This is a genomic window from Nocardia sp. NPDC058480 (genome assembly GCF_042720495.1).
Classification (GTDB): domain Bacteria; phylum Actinomycetota; class Actinomycetes; order Mycobacteriales; family Mycobacteriaceae; genus Nocardia.
Genome location: NZ_JBHXMN010000002.1, coordinates 328,783 through 351,176, shown reverse-complemented (window position 1 = coordinate 351,176; position 22,394 = coordinate 328,783). Strand labels below are relative to the sequence as shown.

The 22,394-nt window shown below is 65.5% G+C and carries 18 protein-coding genes; 9 read left to right on the top strand and 9 right to left on the bottom strand.

Translation table 11 applies throughout. The annotated features are described in order from the left end of the window. Nucleotides 1-78 precede the first annotated feature (78 nt). Nucleotides 79-1,440 (bottom strand): protoporphyrinogen oxidase, encoded by a 1,362-nt coding sequence (locus ACFWO8_RS07205; RefSeq protein ID WP_378945006.1) that lies wholly within the window; start codon nt 1,438-1,440, stop codon nt 79-81. Nucleotides 1,441-1,674: 234 nt separating this feature from the next. Continuing rightward, on the bottom strand, nt 1,675-2,730 hold the full coding sequence (hemE, locus tag ACFWO8_RS07200; protein ID WP_378945003.1) for a uroporphyrinogen decarboxylase: 1,056 nt from the start codon (nt 2,728-2,730) through the stop codon (nt 1,675-1,677). A 231-nt stretch (nt 2,731-2,961) separates the two neighbouring features. On the opposite strand from hemE, the gene ACFWO8_RS07195 reads away from it, so the two are divergent. Both ACFWO8_RS07195 and ACFWO8_RS07190 read left to right on the top strand, forming a co-directional pair. Continuing rightward, on the top strand, nt 2,962-3,600 hold the full coding sequence (locus tag ACFWO8_RS07195) for a DUF3000 domain-containing protein (RefSeq protein WP_378944996.1): 639 nt from the start codon (nt 2,962-2,964) through the stop codon (nt 3,598-3,600). A 22-nt stretch (nt 3,601-3,622) separates the two neighbouring features. Beyond that, nucleotides 3,623-4,873, top strand: a complete 1,251-nt coding sequence (locus tag ACFWO8_RS07190) for an HRDC domain-containing protein (RefSeq protein WP_378944993.1) — start codon at nt 3,623-3,625, stop codon at nt 4,871-4,873. Between the two features lie 471 nt (nt 4,874-5,344). On the opposite strand, the gene ACFWO8_RS07185 is transcribed toward ACFWO8_RS07190, so the two are convergent. From ACFWO8_RS07185 to ACFWO8_RS07165, 5 genes are all read right to left on the bottom strand, one after another. Then, nucleotides 5,345-5,827, bottom strand: a complete 483-nt coding sequence (locus ACFWO8_RS07185) for a hypothetical protein (protein WP_378944988.1) — start codon at nt 5,825-5,827, stop codon at nt 5,345-5,347. Nucleotides 5,828-5,832: 5 nt separating this feature from the next. Further along, entirely contained in the window at nt 5,833-6,048 is a 216-nt protein-coding gene (locus ACFWO8_RS07180) for a hypothetical protein (RefSeq protein WP_378944985.1), read from the bottom strand. A gap of 575 nt (nt 6,049-6,623) precedes the next feature. After that, nucleotides 6,624-9,026, bottom strand: coding sequence for an RHS repeat-associated core domain-containing protein (locus tag ACFWO8_RS07175; protein WP_378946209.1), 2,403 nt, complete (start codon nt 9,024-9,026; stop codon nt 6,624-6,626). 10 nt (nt 9,027-9,036) lie between these two features. Beyond that, the gene (locus tag ACFWO8_RS07170) at nt 9,037-11,142 is read right to left on the bottom strand and encodes a DUF6531 domain-containing protein (protein WP_378944982.1); all 2,106 of its coding nucleotides are present in this window, start codon (nt 11,140-11,142) and stop codon (nt 9,037-9,039) included. Next, complete coding sequence (locus ACFWO8_RS07165) at nt 11,142-11,495, bottom strand: type VII secretion target (RefSeq protein WP_378944979.1); 354 nt, start codon at nt 11,493-11,495, stop codon at nt 11,142-11,144. The genes ACFWO8_RS07170 and ACFWO8_RS07165 overlap by 1 nt, the downstream gene beginning before the upstream one ends. Nucleotides 11,496-12,023: 528 nt before the next feature. On the opposite strand from ACFWO8_RS07165, the gene ACFWO8_RS07160 reads away from it, so the two are divergent. The 5 genes from ACFWO8_RS07160 (at nt 12,024) to ACFWO8_RS07140 (ending at nt 16,048) form a co-directional block, all read left to right on the top strand. Further along, nucleotides 12,024-12,554, top strand: coding sequence for a DUF3558 domain-containing protein (locus ACFWO8_RS07160; RefSeq protein WP_378944975.1), 531 nt, complete (start codon nt 12,024-12,026; stop codon nt 12,552-12,554). 24 nt (nt 12,555-12,578) lie between these two features. After that, on the top strand, nt 12,579-12,971 hold the full coding sequence (locus ACFWO8_RS07155; RefSeq protein WP_378944972.1) for a hypothetical protein: 393 nt from the start codon (nt 12,579-12,581) through the stop codon (nt 12,969-12,971). Further along, entirely contained in the window at nt 12,971-14,260 is a 1,290-nt protein-coding gene (locus tag ACFWO8_RS07150; protein ID WP_378944969.1) for a hypothetical protein, read from the top strand. Before ACFWO8_RS07155 ends, ACFWO8_RS07150 begins: the two co-directional genes overlap by 1 nt. Nucleotides 14,261-14,262: 2 nt before the next feature. After that, nucleotides 14,263-15,021, top strand: coding sequence for an ESX secretion-associated protein EspG (locus tag ACFWO8_RS07145; protein ID WP_378944966.1), 759 nt, complete (start codon nt 14,263-14,265; stop codon nt 15,019-15,021). Nucleotides 15,022-15,175: 154 nt separating this feature from the next. Beyond that, nucleotides 15,176-16,048: a class I SAM-dependent methyltransferase gene (locus ACFWO8_RS07140; RefSeq protein ID WP_378944963.1), complete on the top strand. Its 873-nt coding sequence runs from the start codon at nt 15,176-15,178 to the stop codon at nt 16,046-16,048. 48 nt (nt 16,049-16,096) lie between these two features. Here the strand turns inward: ACFWO8_RS07140 and dxs are convergent, their stop codons facing one another. Then, on the bottom strand, nt 16,097-17,995 hold the full coding sequence (gene dxs / locus ACFWO8_RS07135; RefSeq protein ID WP_378944959.1) for a 1-deoxy-D-xylulose-5-phosphate synthase: 1,899 nt from the start codon (nt 17,993-17,995) through the stop codon (nt 16,097-16,099). Nucleotides 17,996-18,124: 129 nt separating this feature from the next. On the opposite strand from dxs, the gene glsA reads away from it, so the two are divergent. Both glsA and ACFWO8_RS07125 read left to right on the top strand, forming a co-directional pair. Continuing rightward, nucleotides 18,125-20,119 (top strand): glutaminase A, encoded by a 1,995-nt coding sequence (gene glsA, locus ACFWO8_RS07130; protein ID WP_378944956.1) that lies wholly within the window; start codon nt 18,125-18,127, stop codon nt 20,117-20,119. A 170-nt stretch (nt 20,120-20,289) separates the two neighbouring features. Further along, complete coding sequence (locus ACFWO8_RS07125) at nt 20,290-20,967, top strand: SIMPL domain-containing protein (protein ID WP_378944953.1); 678 nt, start codon at nt 20,290-20,292, stop codon at nt 20,965-20,967. A gap of 36 nt (nt 20,968-21,003) precedes the next feature. Here ACFWO8_RS07125 and ACFWO8_RS07120 read toward each other — a convergent pair whose 3' ends face one another. After that, the gene (locus ACFWO8_RS07120; RefSeq protein ID WP_378944949.1) at nt 21,004-22,362 is read right to left on the bottom strand and encodes a class I SAM-dependent RNA methyltransferase; all 1,359 of its coding nucleotides are present in this window, start codon (nt 22,360-22,362) and stop codon (nt 21,004-21,006) included. Nucleotides 22,363-22,394 lie beyond the last annotated feature (32 nt).

Here is a 22,394-nt window from a genome sequence, read left to right as displayed (position 1 = left end):
GCCCGCGATGAGCGGGTCGCCACCTCCCATACGAGCGCTACCCCGAGCCCCTTCACTATCGCCCACCCAGCATCAGGATCAGCGCTGTGTGCTCTGGATGTAGGCGTTAGCTACACGTTCCGCGGCGGCGGTGCCGGAGGCGACGCAGGCGGGGACGCCGACGCCGTGGAGGTAGGCGCCGGCTACTGCGAGGCCGTCGAGGGGGACGAGAGCGGATTCGAGGGTGGCGATGCGGTCGGTGTGGCCGGGGGCGTATTGCGGGAGGCCACCGGGCCAGCGTTGGGCGACGGCTTCGAGTGGGGTGATCGGGATGCCGGTGACGGTGGTCAGGTCGGCGACGGCGGCGGCGATGAGGTCGTCGTCGGTCCAGGACAGGGGTTTGTCGTCGCCGAGGCGGCCGAAGGAGGCTCGGACCAGGGCGACGTCGCGCTCGGCCAGGTGGGGCCATTTGCGGCTGGATAGGGTGAAGGCCTTGGCGCGCAAGGGTTCTCCGGTGGCGACGAGGATGCCGGAGTTATCCGGGAGGGCGGTGTCACGTGGGAGGACCATGGCGACGAGCGCGGAGGAGGACAGCTCGATACCGGCGGCCGCCCGTGCTGCTTCTGGCGCCACATAGTGCAGGAGCCGGGCGGTGACCGGGGCGGGCGTCGCGATGACGACGGCGTCGACGGCTCCGAGTGGGTCGACCACCCAGCCTCGAGGTGCGCGAGCTACGCGCGTCGCGGCCGTCGTCGTGACAAAACGGGCTCCCGAGGCTTCGGTCAACGCGGCGAGCAGTGCTCCGTAGCCGTCACGCAGTCCACCGAATACCGGCGCTGAGCTGGGGGCGGGCATCGCAGCGCGGACAGCCTCGGTGAGGCTCGAAGCGCCGTCGTCGAGTGCCTTGGCGAGGGTGGGTAGCGCAGCGCGGACACCGATGGAGGCACTGATCCCGGCGTACACCCCGCCGAGCAGCGGATCGACGCTCCGCTCGACCACCTGCCTGCCGAAACGGTCGCCCACCAGGGTCTGCACATCGACGTCAGAGCCCGGCTCCCAATGCAGTGGGCGCTCCGGCTCGGTCGCGACCCGGGCGAGCGTCGCATCGTCGACCAGCCCGCGCAGCGACTCGACATCGGACGGAATCCCCATCAAGGTGCGCCCCGGCAGCGGATGCGCTGACCCCTGCGCCCAGATCAGCGGCCGCTTCCCCGCAGGCCGCACCAACTGCTCGTCCAGACCGAGTTCGCTCATCAACTCGATCACCTCGGGCCTGCGCCCGACGAACGCCTCAGCACCGAGATCGACTGGCTCCCCAGCCAATTCGCGGGTGTGCAGCGCTCCGCCGACCCGACCACTCTGTTCGAGCACGACGATGTCGACGCTCCCCCCCAGCCGCTGTCGCAACCGGTAAGCCGCGACGAGCCCACTGATTCCGCCACCGACGACCGCGATCCTCATGCCTCGACCGTAACCTCGCATGCATCCCGCTGACGACGCGCACCCGGACCGATGTCGGCCGGGTCACTGTCCGTGGGCACCTCGCCGACACCGGAACTCGGCGTGACGCCGTCATCTCGGTGTATCGCACCGGCCGATCCCGGCTCGATGGCGTGGGTTCACCGGACCCGGGTTCGGGTTCCGCCGTGGCAGGGGATCGACCCGCTACTGCCGACGGAGCGGGACGATCGCGCGCTACAGCGAGTGCACCAGCTCGACCAGCGCGGTCAGCACGCCGGGATCGGTGTCAGGCAGCACCCCGTGGCCCAGATTGAAGATGTGCCCGGTCGCGCCGAGGGTGATCGCCTCGTCCGCTTCCCGCACGATCCGCCGCGTCTCGGCCTCGACCGCGTCGAAACCGGCGAACAGGATCGCGGGATCCAAATTGCCCTGCAAGCCCTTTCCGGCGCCGACCCGACGCACGGCATCGGTGAGCGGCACCCGCCAGTCCACCCCGACCACATCCGCACCGGCCTCACCCATCGCACCGAGCAGCTCGCCCGTGCCGACACCGAAGTGAATACGCGGCACCCCCGCCGAAGCGACCTCGGCGAACACCCGCTCCGAATGCGGCAGCACGTACTCGCGGTAATCGGCCAGCGAGAGCGCACCCGCCCACGAGTCGAACAGCTGCACCGCGTCGACACCGGCCGACAGCTGAGCCTGCAGGAAGGCGATCGTGATGTCGGTGAGAGTGCCGAGCAGGGCGTGCCAGGTCTTCGGGTCGGCGTGCATCATCGCCTTGGTGCGCTCGTGCTGCTTGCTCGGCCCACCTTCCACCAGGTAGGAGGCGAGGGTGAACGGAGCACCCGCGAAGCCGATGAGCGGGGTATCACCGAGCGCGTCGGTGAGCAACCGCACGCCTTCGGTGACCGCGCCGACCTCTTCGGGACGCAGTCGCGGCAGCGCGCGCACATCGGCTTCGGTTCGTACCGGCGAGGCGATGACCGGGCCGACACCGGGCACGATGTCGAGGTCGATGCCCGCGGCCTTGAGCGGAACGACGATGTCGGAGAACAGGATTGCCGCATCGACGCCGTGCCGGCGAATAGGCTGCATGGTGATCTCACACACCAGCTCCGGGTCGAAGCACGACTCGAGCATGCCGACGCCCTTGCGCAGTTCGCGATACTCGGGCAGTGACCGACCGGCCTGACGCATGAACCACACCGGGCGCCTGCTGGGCGTCGCGCCGGTGGCGGCGGCCAGGAAAGGGGCATCGGTCAACCGGCGGCGGGTGTAAGTGCTCATCACCGTTCATCCTAAGCGTCGAGCCCGGACGAACCGCACGCCCAGGCGGGTGTGGGACCGACCACACGTTCAGCCGGTCGAGTACCCGACACCCGCCGCACCCCCTCGCGTCGCACATCGCGCATCGCGCCGACCTCGAGAATGCGCCCTACGCAACGCGAACGGCACCGCAACGCGCACGGCGGCGCGCCTCCGACGGCGTCGGGCGCCCACCGTCTACCGTTCCTCCTCGTGACACCGCTCGACATCCGCGACGGCGCCGCACCGACCGGGGGAACGCCCCGCGAGCCTGCTCCTTTCCGGGCGGCGGTCGATGCGATGGGCACCGCAACAGTGCACCCTCGAATCGAGCTGGCGCCTATCCGTCCTCCGCAACGGTTGGCGCCGTTCTCCTATGCGCTCGGAGCGGAGGTCACCCACCCCGACAGCCCGATGGTGCCCACCGACTCCGAGGGCGACGCGTTCGGCAGGCTGATCCTGCTACACGACCCCGACGGCGACGAGGCCTGGAACGGTGTGTTCCGGCTCGTCGCCTACATCCAGGCCGACATCGACGCCGCCCTGGCCGCCGACCCGCTGCTACCCGAGGTGGCGTGGAGCTGGCTGGTCGACTCCCTGGAATCGCGTGGCGAACCGTTCACCGCCCTCGGCGGCACGGTCACCGCGACCAGCTCGGTCCGCTACGGCGATATCGCGGGCCCACCCCGCGCCCACCAGCTCGAACTGCGCGCGTCGTGGACAGCGACGACCACCGAGATGCGTCGACACGTCGAAGCGTTCTGCGAGGTGCTGGCCTTTGCCGCCGGGTTGCCGCCCGCCGGGGTAACCCATTTACGACCGGAGTCCTATACCCGCACCGATCGCCCTTGATCGCCACGTAGAGTTCACGTCTATGTCGGTCGCCGAGGAACCCACCGCAGCAGAGCCACTGCTCGTCCCTGCCGAGGGGGTTCCACCTGTGCTGGCGACCGCCGACGAGGTCGCCGCGGCCGCCAAAACCCTCGCCGCGGGCACCGGACCCCTGGCCGTCGACGCCGAACGCGCGTCCGGTTTCCGCTACTCGGCACGGGCGTACCTGATCCAGCTCCGTCGCGAAGGCGCGGGCTCGTTCCTCATCGACCCGATTCCCGTCACCGATGCACTGACTCCTTTGGCCGAGGCGATCAACGACCTCGAATGGGTTCTGCACTCCGCTGATCAGGACCTGCCCGGCCTCGCCGAACTGGGTTTGCGCCCAGCCCGATTGTTCGACACCGAACTCGGCGGCCGGATCGCCGGCTACGAACGCGTCGGCCTGGCCGCGATGGTCGAAAACCTGCTCGGCCGTTCCCTGCGCAAGGGCCACGGCGCCGCCGACTGGTCGAGCCGCCCGCTGCCCGACGAATGGCTCAACTACGCGGCTCTCGATGTCGAACTGCTCCTCGAACTCCGCGACACCGTCGCCGCCGACCTCACCACTCAGGGCAAATTCGACTGGGCCGCAGAGGAATTCGAACACGTCCGCACCATGGACCCACCCTCCCCCAAGGCCGACCGCTGGCGACGAACCTCCGGCATCCACACCCTGCGCCGCACCCGCCAGCTGGCGATCGTGCGCGAACTGTGGACCACCCGCGACGAACTCGCCCGCGCCCGTGACGTCGCCCCCGCCCGCATCCTCCCCGACTCGGCCATCATCGCCGCCGCCACCGGCGAACCCCGCTCGATCGCCCAACTCCGCACCCTCCCCGTCTTCGGCGGCCCCCGCCAACGCCGCTACTCCCGCGACTGGCTGGCCGCGGTCGAACGAGGCCGCACCCTCCCCGACAAACAACTCCCCCCGCTAACCCTCCCCTTCGACGGCCCACCACCGGTCAACCGCTGGGAACGCCGAGACCCCATCGCCGCCGCCCGCCTCACCACCGCCCGTGGTTCGATGGGCGAACTCTCCACCGAACATTCGATCCCGGTCGAGAATCTCCTCTCCCCCGACCTGGTTCGTCGGTTGTGCTGGGACGGACTCCCCGACTACAAGAATGTCGGCACCCCCGAAGAGTTGTCCGCGAAGATCGAGGCGTTCCTCCTCGTCGGCGGCGCCCGCAACTGGCAACGCACTCTCGCGGTCCCCGCCTTGACCAGCGCACTGACACCCGCGTCCGACTAGTCCGACACCGGCCGTGGCGTGTCGGCAACGGCAATCACCGCCGCGATGTCTGCTGCTTGATATGCGCGTACACAGCGTTGTCCATCTCGCTCGCACAGCGTGTGCGGCCGCTTCGGAAGACTGGCAGCGGCGCGTCACTCCTGGACAATTCCGCCACCTCCGGATGCACATCGCCACTTTCCGGTGGCAGATCGCCCTCGGTGAACCCAATCTCGACCATCTCAACTCCCGCCAGTATGAATCGGTCAGCAGACCAAACAGATTCGTCCTACCCCTGAATCACCCGCGATCAAACCCGACATCTTCACGTTCGGGCGGGTCGCGAAATTGACCTCCCACACGTAGTCTGGCACAAATTCCAGACTATCACCCTTCGTGGTTGCCACGATATCAACACCAGCTTGCGCCAATTAGTGAATTTCATGGTGATATCGACGACAGCGCGCTCGATCAAACGCCCCAATCTATAAGTCAACGGTTCCGTCTATCATTTGATTTCACATGCTTGACATCAAGGGATGTTCGCCACACTTCGAATACATCTATCTCCTTCTCCAACACATTCAATACCTTGCGATTATCTTCAATGGCACTGAAGCCATGGTTATGCAGAGATTTCGCGCTATCGTAGACAGCGCAAAGAAATTCCGACAACGGAGTGGAATCAAACACCATCTTACCGTGTCGGGTAGCTACGCGGCCCTTCTGTAGTGAAAACTCGATCACGAACATGGAACCATGACCTTCGAACCTCCCATTGCCCTTTCCACGACTGGCCAGTAGGCGAGCCTCGAAGAGAAGAGCGGCAGCGGAGGGATACACCATCATACGTTTATCAGGGTGCTCGAGACCGCGAGTGGTAACTGATCCCGAGTTACCCAGCACATCCAGGTCGCCTAGAGAATATCCATCCTCTGGAGAGTCATCGCGGACCGTGAAAATAAACTCGACCATTGTTTTCACATCCCAATGAGTTCAGCCTTACCGACGCCGATGAGGTCGAAAAAAAACTGCTTTCCAATCGATATTCTCAGCTCATTGCCTACTTCGACACTAGATTCAAAACTATCCGAAGTGACGACGGGAGGCATCTCGACACCACCCCGCCACATCTCGACGCTTACACCGCCGACCACCAAAGTCGAGATCGCCTCGCTCCCATCAAGCTCCATCATCGGGAAGCCTAAGCTCTACCGAGCAACTCCCGTTCCCCGACCTGGTTCCCCGGCTCTGCCGAGACGGACTGCCGGACTATTGCGGGCACCGCCGACGAGGAGGAAGGCCTCAATCTTCGCGTACAATTCTTCGGGGTTGCCTACAGAAGGGGTCCGAAGTCAGGCCGACCGAGTCCATACTCTATCGAGGTGCCCCAAGAGTGAATGGAAGTCTGAAATTGCAGATTCGCAGAAATTTGGATCTACTTCCGATATTTTCAGAGGAAGTTCCATATATCCGACATCAAGTCGAGGTAAGAAATCCGCTGGCACCCTAGAGGGTTGAATCAGCCAGTTCCTTCCTCGACTATTCTCCGCGTACCAATCAACCGCTCCTCGATAGGATCCCACGCCATCCATGATTGAATTTCGGGTTGCGGCGGTTTCTTCTTTATATCTCCATACAACGAACGGTGGCGTGCGACGTTTGTTTCGATCGTCGTATCCTACATCTATTCGCGCCCATTCCACCTCTCCGAGCTTGGAGAGGATCCTCAATACTCGCAGACTTGGCGTTGAGTCCGATGAAGGTTTTTTCATCGCCAACTCATCCCTGGATTCAAACTGCGCATGACACTTTGATAATCCCCCAGCGGAATTGGAGTCTGAGACAGTCGGGGGTCGTAGGCATATCGGCCATCTGTGTACACCTCATGGAATACATACTGCTCCATAATCCTCCCGCCGGCTTCTGGCGTCTCTAGGGTGCTCCCCGGCGCTGGCTCATATCGGATGATACGTCCCTCGCCATCGGCTCGCCGCAACATCCAATCGGCGATTTCTGAACAATCGACCATTGGGTCATAAGTTCTGTTCATGAGGTCATCAAGTCGACCGTCAGTCGGATGGTCCGGGTTGGGTGACCGGAATCGGTACGCGCCATCCTCGTCTCGACATGGTGTCAGGCCCAGTGGGTCGGTCCACGCGGTGGAGTTGTGCGGGTAGGTGTTCGGATTTGACGACGGTGCGAGGCCCAGGGGATCTTGGGTGAGGTAACGGCCGGTTTCTGGGTCGTAGTAGCGGTGGTGATTGTAGTGGAGGCCGGTTTCTGGGTCATGTTGTTGGCCTTGGAAGCGGAGATCGGTGGCAGGGCCGGTCCAGGTGGTTTTTCCCCAGAGGGCGGTGGTAGCGGTGGATTCGATTTCGCCGGTTGCCGGGTTAGCGAGGTGGGTGGGGGCGCCTTGGAGGTTAGTGATGATCGCCCAGAATCGGTCATCGATTGTTTGAGTGAGGGGTATATGAGTGCCAGGGTGTTTGGTCCAGGAGGTGGCGTGCCGGTCGGCCCGCGTGTGCGTGATTTGTTCGGTCAGGTGGACACCATCCCAGGTGAATTCGGTGCGGCTTTCGCTCTCGGGGTGTTGTTTGGTGGTTCGGCGGCCGAAGGGATCGTAGGTGTAGAACCACGTGTTGTTGTCCGGGGTGGTGACTTCGATGAGTTGATCGAACGCGTTGTATCGGTAGTGCCAGGTGGCGGTTTTACGGGATAGCCGGGACTTCTCTTTGCGGATGAGGCGACCGGCGGGGTCATAGTGGTAGCGGGTCCTGCCTGCGCGGACAAGGAGGTTGTTGCGGTACTCGAAGCGCGGATCGGTGGCTGGGTCGCCTGCCGGTGGGTTCGGTGCGATGGGATCAAAGGGTGCCCCAGTGACTTCGGCGATGGTGATGTTCGACAGCGCGTCGTATGTGTACTTCTCGGTAGCGCTGGAGCTGGGGCCGGCGACATGGGTGATACGACCGATTACGTCCAGCGTGTAGTCGCGATGCCGGTTCGCGATAGGCGATGTGGTGGTATGTCTGGTGATGTAACCATCTGGGCGCCAATCATATTCGTCGCGTTCGAGCAACTCCATGGGGGCACTGGTCTGCGGATCGAGTTGTACGAGTTCGCGGCGCGCGATGTAGCCGACGGGACTGTAGGTGTTGTGTTGTCCGATTCCGGCGCTGTGCCAACTATTTTGGCGTCCGATCGAATCGTGGGTGAAGTCGAAGCGGTGACCGTTGGTAGTGAGGGCAGCGATCTGTCCGGTCGAGGTGTGTTCGTAGCTCGTCGATACCCCCGTTGGGGTCGTGTACTTAGCGCGGCGCCCGTGCTCGTCGTATTCGTAAGTGACAGCACGTCCATCGACATGCTGGGACAAAACCCGACCGGCGGGAGAGTGAGCGAAGGTGACCGAATGGACAGTGTCGTCGTCTAGGCCGTTTCGAGCCATCGCGAGGTGCCCAGCTGCGGTGTAAGTGTTGGTGATCCATTCACCGGCATCGGTCCTGACACCGGTGAATCGGCCGAGGACGTCGTAGTTGTGTCGACGTTGGACACCCGCCGGTGTGGTGATGGTGCTGGGCCGGTTCAGCAGATCGTATTCGGTTCGGGTGACCGACCCGTTGTAGTCGGTTTCGCTATTGACGTTGCCGGACGGGTCGTATTCGTATGTCCAGGTGTCACCGAGGGGGTTGGTGACCGAGGTGAGTAGACGTTCCGTGTCGTAGGTGTAGGTAGTGATCGCACCGTCGCCGGTTTCGCGGCTGCTGACGAGGTCGAAGGTGCCGTAGATATAGCGGGTATGCGCACCGATCTGGTTGGTGTGGGTGAGCAGGTTCGCTTCGCCGTCGTAGGTCCAGGACTGGGTAGTGCCGTCTGCATCGGTGCGGGAGAGCAGTTTTCCCTCGGCCGAATAGTGGTGGATAGTCGTGTCGCCGAGGGGGTTGGTGATGATGGTGGGGCGACCGAAGCCGTCGCGGGTGACGGTGGTAGCCGCGGGGCCCGGCTCGGTGATCCGAATCGGTAGTCCGGCAAGATCGACGTCGAAGCTGGTGGTAGCGCCAGCGGAGGTGGTGATCGACGCCAGTGCGCCACACGGGTGATGGGTGTAGGTCGTGGTGACGGAGTCGGCGTCGGTGACGCTGGTGAGGTTACCGTGCTCGTCATAGGTGCGAGTGATGGTCGTGCCGTCAACATTGGTGATCGTGGCCGGACGGCGTCGGGACGCATAGCTGATGGTGATGGCTTGTTGGTCGGGGCGTCGAACCAGGACCAGGTCGCCGTCGGCGTTGTAGAGGTAGGTGGTGGTGTTGGCGTAGGCGTCGGACGTGACGGATCGGTTTGCGGTACTCGTTGTAGTCGGTGATCGATGTCGCGCCACGCGGATCGATCAGGTTGCGCAGGCACAGGTCTTCGTCGAACTCGAAGACGGTGGTCGCGCCGAGGGAATTCGTGTGATGGGTGCGCGAGCGCCGGAATTCGGGAAGCGGTTCATACGCGAAAGTGGCCGACAGGATGCCGTCGGTACCGACCTGTTTGATGACCCGTCCGGACCGGTCGTAGGTGTTGTGCATCTCGGTGCTACGGGAGTCGCGCCACGACAGCATGCGGTGCTCATCGTCGTAGCGAAAGGTTGTGGTCGCGGCGACACCGTTGGTGACCGAGGCGAGGTCACCTGCCGTGTAACCGAATTCGCGCACAGTGGTTGCGAGCGCTTCGCCGGTGGGGGTGGTGCCGAGCACCGTCAGCGCGGTGACGCGGTCGCTGTCGGTGTCTACGCGGACGCGGTACCCGCCGGAGTGAGTGACCTCGGAGGGTTGGCCGGTGCTGGTGTAGTGGAAGGTGATTCGGTTGTGGTGGCGGTCGGCGATCTCGGCAATCGGATAGATGCCGAGCGGAGTTTCTGACGCGGCTGTAGTCCCGGTGGGTCGAAAGCTCCAGGTGAGTTCGCGGTCAGGGTCGTGGACCGAGTATCCGCCGGTTTCGGTGCGAGTCATCGTCGCGCGGTTGCCCTTGTGTACCGGCCGGACCGGGACATCGGGGGCGGTGTGGGGGAATTGCCACAGCTCACCGTCGGGTCCGACGAATCGGACGCCGACTTGGTCGATTTCGACGCGCATATCCAGTGTCGCTGCCCAGGAGGGCCCGAACCATCGGCCGAACCTGTAGGACGAGCGGTGGCGGCGGGTCAACACCAAGGCCAACACGCCAGGCAGCTCGACATCTGTTGCGGGGAGTAGGAACTCGCCGGTCGCGACGTCGACCGGGTCGCCGCAGTCGGTGGTTTGCTTCGCGGTCTTGTTGAGGTCGGGCTTCTCCGAGCCTGACTGGTCGGGAAGCTTTCCTCCATCGCCCGGGGTACTCGCTGGTTTCGTGCTACCCGAGGTGTCCGGGCTCTCTGTTGTCTTTCCGGGTGTGTCAGGCGTGCTCGCCGGGGTCGTCGGAGCGTCAGGCTGTTTCGTGGTCGAGGGTGTTGTCGAGGTGTCGGTGTTCTTCGCGCCCGCGGGGCTCGTGCTGGTGTCGTCGGCATTCTTCGACTTGGACGGGGTCTTCTTGAATGCCTTCGCGATATCACCGAACGCCGACTTCAGCTGCTTCAACAGTGGCTTCAGCTTCGACATCGTCTTGGCCAGCTTCGAGAACAACTTCGAAATCGTCGCAACGGTTTTCGCGATGTAGGCGGTGGCTTGGACCGCGACCAGCGGGGTCGCCAGACCGACCGAGAACACCAGTTCCGCAGCCCAGACCGCGAGGCGGCCGACGGTTTGGGCTACCAGGTCTCGGACGGTTTCGCGGACCGCGGCCACGATCCCGCCTGCCATACGGATCGCTGAAGCTGCGGCCGTGGCTGCGGTGTTGGCCGCGGTGAGCAGGTTCGTGGTGTTGGAAGCCGCGGATTTGTAGGCGGTGGCGGTTTGGCCGGTCCAGTCCGCGACGTCTGCGGTGACGGCGGCGTTTTGGGCGGTGGCTACTTCGCTGATGCGGGTGGCGACGTTATCCCAGGTTTTGGCGTAGGCCTCGATCTGGGCGGGGTCGCCGGCGATCCAGTCCAGGGCATCCTGGAGGGGTTGGCAGTGTTCGATGAGCCAGCCGACGCCGTAACCGGCGAGGGTGCCGAGTGGGTCGACGACGAGGGAGACTGCTTCGGCGCCGAGGCCGATGACGCCGAGGCCGACTTCGATCCAGGAACCGCCCGAGATCGCGTCGGAGAGGTCGGTGACGGAGCTGACCAGGCTGATGCCGGTGGACCAGTCGGTGGTGTCTTCCTTAGCGGCGATGAGGGGGTTGGCGGCCATTACAGGCCGGACTCTTGGGTCTTGAGCGCTGCGGCGTTGGTGGTGTCGCGGGTGGTGAACGCGTCAGCGACGGCGGTCAGGTTCGAGCTGGTGTTACCGAAGGCATCGATCGCGGCCTGGATCGCGTCGATGCCGTCGGTTTCGACCGAGTCGACGAACAAGGGACCGAGGAAGGCGCAGAGTTTGCCGAAAGCGTCGGAGGGGGCTGAGACGGCTTGGGCTGCTTCGAGGGCTTCGGTCAACCCTGAACCAGCCGAGGTGACGTTGGTGGCGTGGGATTTGATCTTGTCCGGGGAGATGCTGAGTTCCCCGCCAGCGCTGGTCATGGTGATGCCCCGCCCCTCGTACGTCATGCCACCCCTGGTCGGCGGGACTCCCTGCCCGTGACCTACGGTGTTCGATCCTGATCGAGCAGGTCGGACCCAATCGCGACGACCTGCGGCACGCAGTGCCAATGGCCGAGCGTAGCGGATCGGGATGGGTTGATGATGGTGGTGAAATCGATGGAACCAGAACGGGCTTCGGTGCGTCTAAGGGTGTGCAGGAGTGCCACATCGGTGCGCGATTGTGCGGGATGGGCAGGGCGGTGAGGATAGGGCTCGACCGTGTGACTCGCGGCCGTCGGCCGGCGGGCGTGGGTTGCTGTGGAGGGTTGGCAGAATTTTGGCGCGGCGGAACTCGGTGTGGTTGTGGAGGTTCCATGGGGCGGGGGCTGTGGGGTGAATTGGGTGGGGTGGTGTCGTAGGCTGTGCGGAACGACGGGGTGGCCGGGTGCGGGGAGTACTCGGGGCGGCCGTGGGGTTGGTGACGGGCTCGGCCGGCTGGTGTGGCTCGGTGATCGGGGAAGACGGAGGATGCTCGTGCGGCGACGGTCTGTGGTGGTGACCACTGTGTTGTGTGGGGTGCTTGCGGTGGCGGGATGTTCCACCACTGAGAGTGGGAACGCACAGCCGAGTACGTCTACGGATCTGTCGGCGGCCACGGCGGCTTTGTGGGATCCGTGTTCGCAGATCCCGGATTCGACGTTGACAAGCCTCGACATCGACCTCGCATCGAAGCGGTCAGGCATCCTCGGAGCAGAAGAGCCAGGATGGAAGATCTGCCTGTGGGAAGAGAACGAGTTCCCGCCGAATTACGGGATCTCGGTCGCATCGTCAGTGCACACCTCCGATGAAGTCAGGGCAAAGCCCGGCAACGTCGATTTTGCAGACGTGACTATCGCCGGCCGCGCAGGAACTAAGTACCGGCAAAGCCACAACGATGTAAATGAAGACTGCACGATCATGTTCCCGACAAGCACGGGATTCGTACAACTCGGCATGCTGAATGTCAGCTCTAAGTCGAAGTCTGTACCGCCATGCGATCGGCTAACACCGATTGCAGAAGCGATCGTTCCACTCCTTCCACGATAGAATTACAACGATATAGGGGGTGCGGTGGCTCCAACTGACGAGAAGTCCCGCTGGCAGTACCTGAACGAAGAGGCCAAAGCAGGACGCCTCTACTTGGATCCGTCGGTCGCTACAAGCTGCCGGGATGCAAGCAATACACAAATCGCCCTATTCACGCAGCTCAAGAATGATCTCCAGATGCTGGCCAGCGTCACCGGACTCGGCCGCTTCGATGCAGCCGACGAGCTGGCGACGATGCTCGGCATGAAGGCCATCGGTGGCGAACGAGATTTCAAAACTGCCTTTGAGGAGCATATAGCGGTCCTTGAGCTCATCCGCGACACCATCGAGATCTCGGTGAAGAAGTACGAAGACCAGCAAGTAGCTCAAGCACAAGCGCTGAATTCCCAGGGCGCCAACATCCCCGGTGGTCAATAGTGTCATTCTTGGACAACCTCGGCAGGGCCGTCGTCAACACCATCCCGGGAGGTAGCACCTACCTCACGTTGAAGGATTACGCCGATGGCAGCAAGCCGACCCGCTCAACGGATGAGAGTCCGGACGCACACATCGCACGGAATCGGCTGGCGGAGTTGAAGACCGACTTCGACGGCACCTATCAGAAGCCGCAGGTTGTCTCGTACGACGAGCCGAGCCAGATGTCGGATCTGTACGAGCGGGTCTCCGCGATGTCGATGACCGACGTCAATACGTTGCACACCCGCTGGGAAACCCTGCGCAACAAGCTCGAAGAGGGGTTCAAGACCTACGACGCCCAGATCGGGACAGCGATCGCCGAGAAATGGACCGGCAACGCGGGTGCCAGCGCCGGTGCGGGAATCAAAGAATATGTCGAGAAGTCGGGCAACCTCCTCGGGTCGGCGCAGATGATGGCCGAGAAGGTGAAGGTCGTCGAGTCGGCCATGCAGATCGCCAAGGATCGGGTGAAGCCGCACGAAGGGTCCACGCTCAGCGGGATCGCGAGCTATATCCCCGGACCCACCTGGAAGATGGACAGCCACAACGCCGACACCGCGAAATCCGAAGGGGCGGAGGTGGTCAAGGGCATCTACTACGAGGCGATCAAGATCGCGGACACCGATGTCCCACTGGTGCCACAGCCCTACAACCCCCTCGACACCGGATCGAAGCCGGGCGACGACCAGGGCAGCAAAGACGACACCACCGGCACGAAGCCGACCACCCAGCAGCCCACTACCGAACAGCCCACCACCGAACAACCGACCACTGAACAGCCGACGACGGAGGATCCCTCCGACGACGACACCGGCGACGACACCACGCCGTCGAGCACGGAGCCGGCCGCGACGACACCACAGTCCACCGTGCCGACCACCCCGACCTCACCGGCAGGCACCACACCCGCCTCGACGACACCGATGGGAACCGGTGGCTCGCCAGGCGGGGGTTCGCCCGGTGCGGGCACACCCGGTTCCGGCGTTCCAGGAGCGGCCGTTCCGGGCACGCCAGGAGGCGCGACCGCTGGGAAGGCGGGCGCGAGCGCAGGCGGCGCGGGTTCCGGCGGCGCGGGCCGTGGAATGTCGGGCATGGGCGGTATGGGTGCCGGTGCCGGTCGCGGCAAGGGCGACGACGAGAAGGAAGCCGGGACGAAGGACTATCTGATCACTCAGGAGAACGGTGAAGAACTCACCGGGCTCAGCGAAGATCAGCGAGCCAGAACCGTTCCCCCTGTGATCGGAGAGTGAACGTGACTCAGTGGCAGTTCAGCGCCCTCGGGTTCACCGTGCTGTGGCGGGCGGCGGATCGGGATGTGCTGCCCTACCCCCTGCAGACGCAATCGGATGCGGTGACCGTGGACGACTACGACCGGCTGTGGCACGACGAGGCGCAGCGGATTCTGCCGATGTTCGACCAGTCCCTGGAAACGGCGTTGCGGATTCTGCGCGAGCCGGAAGCGCGATTCGAACTGGCCGGGTACGGCGACGGGGAGAAATTGCGGTCGTTCGCGGCGGTGCAGGGGCAGCAGGCGGTGCTGGTGGAACAGCAGCGGGTGCCGCTCGACCGCGACGGTGGTGACATCCGGATGAGCATGCTCGAGATCGAGCAGCTGCCCGACAAGCTCCTTTCCCGGCTGCCGAAGACGGGGGCGGCAGCCGGGGAAGGGTTCACGATGAACAGCAACGACATCGACGAGGAAACGCCCTACGATCCGTGGGCGGCCGATCGGCGCACTCCGCAGCAGAAAGCGGATGATTTCTTCGGGCGAACACGGTCGACACTGGTATATGTGGCGGGCTATCCGGGCGCCGCGATCGACAACCGGCCGCAACCCGGTCAGGGCTTCCACGTCATGGATTTCCCGGATGGGCGCTACCTGATCACCGAACGTGGCTCGGTGATCGAGGCACGCCCAGGTGATACCGGTGACGCGCGAGGAGCGCTGGTGCGGTTGATGAAATCGGCGCTCGCGATCTATCGCGAGGACAACGAGCCCGCGTACCGATAGGCACGCATCGACCCTGCCGCGGGTTGCGGCGGGGTCGATGTCGATTCGGAGCAGCGGGCAGCTGTCGCGCCGCTGAGGCAGAATGGCTTCATCCTCCGACTGGTCGTCGGAAACTCCCTCGCGCCGAGGCAGTTACAGGGCTATACAGGTGTTCATGGCAATTCAGAATCCGCCGGTTGAACCGGTTGTGCCCGAAGCCGAAGCGATCGCCGCCAACCGCGCGAACTGGGACGACCGGGCCGACGTGCACGCGCGTTCGCGGATGTACGACGTCGATGCCTTCTTGGCCGATCCGGACGACATTTCCTCGGTGGTGCGCAACGATCTCGCGATGCTGGCGCCACACCTCCCGGCATCCGGGATCCAGGGTCGGTCCCTGCTGCATCTGCAATGCCACATCGGCACCGACACCGTGTCCTGGGCGCGGTTGGGCGCGGTGGAGGTACACGGACTGGATCTGTCGCCGAACTCGCTGCGACACGCGGCGCGGATCGCCGAGGCCGACGGTCGCGACATCACCTGGGTCGAAGGGGACGCGCGGTTCGCCTCGGCAGTGCTCCACCGGCGCTTCGACACCATCGTGACCAGCGCGGGAACGATCGTCTGGCTGCCGGAGCTCACCGCGTGGGCGCGGTCGATCCATGATCTGCTCGAACCGGGTGGGGTGTTCGTGATCCGCGACGACCATCCGATTCTGGGCGCGATGCAGTGCCAACCGTGGGCGATCGACGACGACTACCTCGGCGGTGGTGGTGCTCGGAGCTACTCGGACTCGGGTACCTACACCGAGGAATCGGACGGGCAGATCACCCACACCACCAATCACGAGTGGCGCCACGATCTGGGGGAGATCGTCGGAGCGCTGCTCGGGGCCGGGCTCGTGATCGAGGCGTTGACGGAACTGCCCTATATGGACTGGCCCGCGTTTTCCGATCTCGTGCCCTGCGAGCAAGGGTGGACGCTGCGAGACGGCACGCCGCGCATCCCGTTGAACTTCGCCGTCGTGGCCCGGCGGCCTGACCGCTGAGCCGAGAACGGCTCAGCGGGTACTCGGCCGCGCGCTATACGGCCCGGATCAGCGCGATTGCAGCCAGCCGCCGATCCGCTGGGCGATGGCATCGGGAGTGAGGCCGAGTTCTTCGAGAATCTCGTTGCGGGAGGCGTGGTCCAGGAACTGTTGGGGCACACCGAGATCGCGGGTGGGGACGTCCAGACCCGCGTCACGCAGGCGGGCGGAAACGGTGGAGCCGATGCCGCCGTGCAGGCCGCCGTCTTCGACGGTGACGACGAGGCGGTAGTTCTCGGCGAGCTTGACCAGGGTGTCGGAAACCGGGATGACCCAGCGCGGGTCGACGACGGTGACCGAAATCCCTTGGGGATCGAGCAGTTCGGCGACCTGCATGGCGGTCTCGGCGAAGGGGCCGACGGCGACGATCAGGACGTCACCGTGCTGGGACTGCGCCGAACCGGCACCGGGGACGGCCAGCCGCAGCACATCCAGTCCGTCGAGACGTTCCACGGCCGTGATGTCTTCGGCGACACTGCCTTTCGGAAAACGCAGCACGGTGGGACCGTCGGAGACGGCGAGCGCCTCCGCCAGTTCCTCGCGCAGGGTAGCGCCGTCGCGGGGGGCGGCGACGCGGATGCCGGGGATGATGCCGAGCAGCGAGAAGTCCCACATGCCGTTGTGGCTGGCACCGTCGGGGCCGGTGACGCCCGCGCGGTCCAGCACGACCGTGACGGGCTGCTTCAGCAGCGCTACGTCCATCAAGAGCTGGTCGAACGCGCGGTTGAGGAAGGTGGCGTAGATGGCGATCACCGGGTGCATGCCGCCCAGCGCCAGACCGGCGGCCGAGGCCATGCCGTGCTGTTCGGCGATGCCGACGTCGAACATGCGCTCGGGGAAGCGTTCGCCGAACGCGGCCAGACCGGTGGGGCCGGGCATGGCGGCGGTGATGGCGACGATGTCCTCACGACGCGAGCCGTGTTCGATCAGCTCCTCGGAGAACACCGCGGTCCAGCCCTTCGGCTTCTTGCCCGCCAGCGGGCGGCCGGTGCGGACGTCGATCGGGTCGCAGGCGTGCATCTGGTCGGCGACGTGGTTCTCGGCGTGCTCGTAACCGTTGCCCTTGCGGGTGACCACGTGCACGACCACCGGACCACCGAAGTCCTTGGCGCGCCGCATCGCCGCCTCGAGCGCGACGAGATCGTGGCCGTCGACCGGGCCCACATACTTCATGCCGAGGTCGGAGAACAGTTCCTGCGGGCTCACCGCGTCCTTGATCCCGGCCTTGAGCGCGTGGACCATCGAATACGCCGAATCCCCTACCGCGGGAATACTTTTCAGAATGCGTTTCCCGGCGACGAGCGCGTGCTCGTAGGCGGGCTGGGTGCGCAGCGCGGTCAAGCGATCGGCGAGTCCACCGATCGTGGGGGCATACGAACGGCCGTTGTCGTTGACCACCACCACCACCGGACGATCGGGGGCACCCGCGATGTTGTTGAGCGCCTCCCAGCACATGCCGCCGGTGAGCGCGCCGTCCCCGACGATCGCGACCGGGGTGCGGTCCTGATCGGTGAGCGCGAACGCCTTGGCCAGGCCGTCGACGTAGGACAGCGCGGCCGACGCGTGCGAGGACTCGACCCAGTCGTGTTCGCTCTCGGCGCGACTCGGGTAGCCCGACAGGCCGTTGCGGCTGCGCAGCGAGTCGAAGCGATCCTTGCGGCCGGTGAGGATCTTGTGCACGTACGCCTGGTGACCGGTGTCGAAGATCAACGGGTCGGCCGGCGAATCGAAAATCCGGTGCAGGGCGATGGTCAGCTCGACCACCCCGAGATTGGGGCCGAGATGGCCTCCGGTGGCGGCGACCTTCTGCACCAGGAACTCGCGGATCTCGCCCGCCAGTTCCCGCAGTTGCGGCACGCTCAGCCGGCGCAGATCTTCGGGTGAATCCACCCGCGACAGCACTCCCACCTGAACTCGCTCCCTCCGGACTACATTGTGATCTGCCCAGTGTATTTGCCCGCGTGACGGGCACCGGCCCGCGGGCCCTTCCCCGCGTGGGCACGGCAAGGCCTACGGTCGCGACGACGATACTCCCGCATGCCCGCTGAACAGGACGCGCGAGCGGAAATCGGGTTCGGCAAAGGCTTACCTCACCGCGTTCTCGGCTGTGAGGACAATCTCCCGCGCGTCCCCGCCCGGCCCGCCGACGACGCGACCTACAGTGACGCTGTGACCCGACCGCACGGCGCGACGCGCACGATCGACCCGGGTGTGGTGGCGGGCATACTCGACGAGGTGTACGCGGTCTGCCGCGACGACACCTCCGGCGCACCCGCCGACTACATCCCCGAGCTCGCCGCGGTCGCACCGGATTCGTTCGGGTTGTGCCTGGCCACCGCCGACGGGCTCGTCTACGAGGTCGGCGACACCGACATCAGCTTCACCATCCAGTCCATCTCCAAGCCGTTCACCTATGCGCTCGCCCTCGCCGATCGCGGGCTCGACGGGGTGGCCGCGCACATCGATGTGGAGCCGTCGGGCGAACCGTTCAACGAAATCAGCCTCGAACCGGACAGCCAGCGTCCGAGCAATCCGATGATCAACTCCGGGGCCATCACCGCGGCCTCGCTGATCAACGGCCGCGACGCCGCCGACAAGTTCGAGCGGGTCCGTCGCTGTTACTCCCGGTTCGCCGGGCGCGAGTTGACGATGAACGAGGCGGTCTACGAATCCGAGGCCCGCACCGGGTACCGCAATCGGGCGATCGGGTACATGTTGCGCTCGGTCGGCATCATCGACGTCGACCCGGACGACGCGGTCGACCGGTACTTCCGGCAGTGCTCGATCGAGATCACCTGCGCCGATCTGGCCGTGATGGCCGCGACCCTCGCCGACAACGGGGTCAATCCGAGAACCCGCGAACGGGCGCTGTCGACCGCGCTCACCGAACGGGTGCTCAGCGTGATGACCACCTGCGGCATGTACAACGCCGCCGGTGACTGGGTGACCACGGTCGGACTGCCCGCCAAGAGCGGGGTCGGCGGCGGGATCATCGCGGTGCTGCCCGGTCAGCTCGGGATCTCGGTGTATTCGCCGAGGCTGGACGAGCAGGGCAACAGTGTGCGCGGGGCCGCCGCGTGCCGCGAGCTGTCGCGGCGGCTCGAGTTGCACTTCTGTCACGTGACTCGGTCGGCGCGCACGGCGATCCGCGCCGACTACTCGGTGGCGCAGCTGCCGTCGCGGTTGCGCCGGACCCCCGAGGACGCCGCGGTGCTGGCCGAGCAGGGTGATCGGGCGCGGGTCTACGAACTGCACGGCGACCTGTTGTTCGCCGGGGCCGAGCGTGCGGTGCGGGCGATCGAGGGCAGGGCCGACGAGCTGGACGCGTTGGTGATCGACCTGCGTCGCGTCGGCGAGGTGAGCCAGGTGGCCCGCCACATGCTCGATGAATTGCAGACCGAGCTCGTGCGGCGCGGCAGCCGGGTGGCGTTGGTCGATCCCGACGCCAAGCTCGGGCACGAGGTGTCGAGTCTTGACCCCGACGACCCGCTCGGGCGGGTGTTCATCGATCGGGACACGGCGACCGAATGGTGCGAGGACGTCGTGCTGGACCGGCATCGGCAGCCGGGCACAGGCGTCGGCACGTCGATAAGCCTCGACGAACACCCGCTGCTGGTCGGGCTGGACACGGCCGATCTGGACCGGTTGTGCGCGGATTTCGAGGTGCGCACGTTCGCCCGTGGTGAGGTGATCGCCGAGCGCGCGTCGCAACGGTCGGGGCTGTATCTGATCCTCGACGGGCGGGTGCGGGTCACGTTTCCCGGCACCGACGGGCGGGTGCATCGGCTGGTGACGTTGTCGGCCGGGATGTCGTTCGGCGAGATTCCGATGCTGATCAAGGAACCGTTCGTCAACGAGATCGTCGCCGAGACGCACGTGCGAGTGGCGGTGATGAGTCCGGCGGTGTTCGACGAGCTCGCCGAGCAGCACCCCCAGCTGAAACTCGCCCTGCTGCAACGACTTGCGGCCGGGGCGTACGCACAAATGGACGCAGCGGTGCGAACAGTATCGGCGAACGCCGACAATTACTGACCATCTCCAAACGCTGCTGTCCGAACAGTATCGGCGAACGCCGAGAACTACTGACCATCTCCGAACCCCACCTCTGGCAACACCGAGAATTACTCACCCGGGCCATGGAACTCGGTCCGGGTGCGAGACGTTGAGCAGCACAGCAGCCTTCGACCGACAGGAGTACCGCGGTGAGCAACAAGTCCTGGCAGGCGAGCACGACCACATTCGGGCGCGGGGTGGTGCGCGCGGTGCCCGATCTGATCCGGTTGACGTTGTCGGTGGAATCGCGCGCCGACACCGTCGCCGCGGCGTATGGGCGGGCCGGTGACCGGGTGAGCGCGGTCGTCGCGGCGCTGCGGACCGCCGGGGTGAGTGATGCGGACATGGCGACCAGTGGCTTGAGCGTGCGCACCGAGACCGTCTACACCGACAACGGGCGCAACGAGATCTCCGGCTACCTGGCGTCCACCGGGCTCAGTGTGGCGCTGCGCGAAGACACCGGCACCGGCACCGGCCCCGCCGAAACCGTTGCCGCCGCGGTGAAGGCGGGCGGTGACGACGTCCGCCTCGGCGGCCTCACTCGCGGCATCGCCGACCCGGCTCCACTGCTCGAGCAAGCCCGTGACGCGGCCTTCGACGACGCGAAGGCGAAAGCCGAGCAGTACGCGACCCGCGCCGGGGTAACCCTGGGCGCCGTCCTCCAGATCACCGAGGACACCGCTCCCCCGTCGATCCGCGCCTACGACATCAGTGCCGAGATGGACTCGTCCCCCATGCTGATGGCCCGCGCCAGCTCCCCCGTCCCCATGGTCCCCGGGGAAACCGAAGTCGGCGCAAGCGTCCGAGTGACGTGGGCCCTCGACTGACCCCCTCCCGAGGTCCGCAGCCCTACCGAACCCACGTCATCGGTCGAGCAACGCCACACACTCCACATGGTGGGTAGCCGGGAAAGCGTCGAACGCCCGCAACTCCGCAAGGTGATAGCCCGCATCCAGGTACAACCCCAGATCACGGGCGAAAGCCGCTGGATCACAACCGATATGGACGATCCGACGAGGATCGGCATCGGTGACGGCGGCGACGACATCCTTACCCGCACCCGCCCGCGGCGGATCGAGAACCACCACATCCGGCCTACCGGAGGCACTTCGAGCCCACCGCTCGACCCGGTCGCTACGCAATTCCAACCAGGGCAGATCACCCAGCGCCGCAGCACCGTCGACCACTGCCGACCGGGCGGACTCGACACCGGTCACCGCACCGGTCTGTCCCGTCTGCTCGGCCAGACGTGCGGCGAACACACCGACACCGCTGTAGAGATCCCACCCGGACCCACCGGGAGCAAGCCCCGACCATTCGGCGATCAGATCCGAATAGCATTGCGCCGCACCACGATGTGCCTGCCAGAACCCTGTCGCCGCCAGTTCCCAGCGACGCCCCGCCACATACTCCACAACCCGACCTGAACCTTCGACCACACACTCTTCACGAGGCGCGTTCATCGCCGACTTCCGCGAAGCCGCCCGGTCCCGGATCGCACCACGCTCATCACCCGCGGGCGGCGCCGACTCACGACGACGACCCGGACGCTGACCACGACCGCGACTCGCACCACGCGGAGTCTCGGGGCGACCGGACGGGCCGCCGGCCGGCGTCTCGGCCAATTCCACGATGTGCCGCACACCGTCGCCGTCGATCGCGACGACCACATCTGCCCCCGGCGTCCACAGCCGATCCGCGACACCGTCGAGCGCACCGGCGACAGGCTGCGGACAGCCCAGATCCGCGATCACCTCGGTGCTGCGGTAGCGATGCACACCCGCACGCCCCGCACGGTCCACGACCAACCGCACACGGGTGCGCCAACCGCCGGTGACCGCACCGGAATCACCCGCGATCGGGTCGACCGCCACCTCACGCTCGATCTTGGCCAACCGGCGCAGCTGCTCCTCCACCACCGTGGCCTTGAGCGCACGCTGCGCCGCGGGCGTGGCGAAGGAGAAATCACAGCACCCCGCACCGCCCGGTCCCGACACGGGACAGGTCGCGGGCACCCGGTCCGGGGACGCCTCGATGATCTCGACGGCATCGGCGCGGCAGAACGAACCGCCGCGGTCCTCGGTCACCCGGGCCCGCACCAGCTCACCGGGCAGCCCGTGTCGCACGAACACGACCCGGCCCTCGTGGCGCGCGACGATGAAACCACCGTGCCCCGGCGCCCCGAGACGGACCTCGAATTCTTGTCCGCTCCAATCACTCACGGCTACACCCACTCTCACCCTCGACCGGTGCG